1 protein-coding gene is annotated in these 1,317 nt (G+C 39.3%); it reads left to right on the plus strand.

Features of this window, described 5'->3' with window-relative positions; translation table 11 throughout:
• Positions 1–68: 68 nt before the first annotated feature.
• Positions 69–1,085 carry an IS110 family RNA-guided transposase gene (locus J3455_RS19780; protein WP_349562274.1) on the plus strand — a complete coding sequence of 339 codons (1,017 nt, stop codon included), beginning with the start codon at positions 69–71 and terminating at the stop codon, positions 1,083–1,085.
• The last annotated feature ends 232 nt before the right edge of the window (positions 1,086–1,317 follow it).

Raw genomic sequence — 1,317 nt, forward strand, 5'->3', positions numbered from 1 at the left:
TTAATTAGATGGTACGCCCCACCCATTAGCTAAACTAACAGAGTTGGCTATTATTGGAGGAAACCATTATGTCAGTTGTTAAAGTTATAGGTATTGATTTAGGTAAATCAACTTTTCATTTAAGTGGCCATGATCACGCTGGTCGAGAAGTTTTTCGTCACAAGTTCTCTAGAGCAAAGTTAATTAGTTTTCTTTCAAATTTTCCAAGCACTCTAATTGCAATGGAAGCTTGTTGCGGTTCAAATTGGTTGGCTAGGAAATGTATCCAAATGGGTCATCAGGCTAAACTTATACCCGCCCAGTATGTAAAACCCTACGTTAAGACACATAAAAATGACTTTATAGATGCAAACGCAATCGCCGAAGCTGCTACTAGACCGAGTATGAGATTTGTATCTCCTAAAACAGAAGAAGCTCAATTAGGGATCGTGATTAGACGTATTCGTTCTGGCTTCATCAAAGAGCGAACAGCTTGCATGAGCAGAATTGGCTCTATCTTGACAGAGTTTGGCCTAAGTTTTCCTAGAGGTCACCATAACATGAAAAACCTTTTTCAATGGTTAGCAGATCAGGGGGAGTCTTTACCAGCTTTACTTATAGCTGAACTAAAAAGTCAATTGGATTACTACCATCATTTGAATCACTTAATTAAAGAGCAAGAAGCTAAATTAAAGCTATTAAATAAAGAGAATGAAGTTGTTGCACTACTTCAAACAATTCCGGGCATAGGGCCAATGACAGCTTCATGCTGCGTATCTGCTGTTGGGGATGCAAATGACTTCAAGAACGGCCGAAATTTTGCGGCATGGATAGGTTTGGTTCCATATCAGCATAGTACAGGTGGAAAACCAAGACTCCTTGGAATATCCAAGCGAGGTAACAAGGAATTAAGGGAGTTGTTTGTTCATGCAGCACGAGCAGTAATGTGGAGAGATAACACCGCCAATAAGTTTTTTGGACAGTGGTTATTAGACCTTAAATGTCGAAAACCCTTTAATGTAGCAGTTGTTGCTTTAGCTAATAAATTGGCCCGAATTGCGTGGTCAGTGATGTCAACAAAACAACCATTCGAATTAAAAGTGTAAAAGTCAGATTTGCAATGATAATTATTGATGACAAAACGGTTAGACCACCAGATTGAAAACCTGAGGGGCAGAGCAGCATAAAAAATGCTTTCTCGTTTATGAGGACAATCTGGCGCGGATCTCATCGTAGAGCTGGGACTAATGAAAGTCTCTAATAGACTCTGAATACATTAGCGCAAACCATCTCCGTTATTTTAAATTATTAACTTGCAAAACGGGGCGTACCATACAT

Origin of the sequence: Pseudoalteromonas sp. NFXS39 (assembly GCF_040148775.1) — a bacterium.
GTDB classification, from domain to species: domain Bacteria; phylum Pseudomonadota; class Gammaproteobacteria; order Enterobacterales; family Alteromonadaceae; genus Pseudoalteromonas; species Pseudoalteromonas apostichopi.

Bases quoted from the DNA above. Each gene is read 5' to 3' on its own strand.
- J3455_RS19780 (WP_349562274.1), top strand. From the start codon at position 69: ATGTCAGTTGTTAAAGTTATAGGTATTGATTTAGGTAAATCAACTTTT.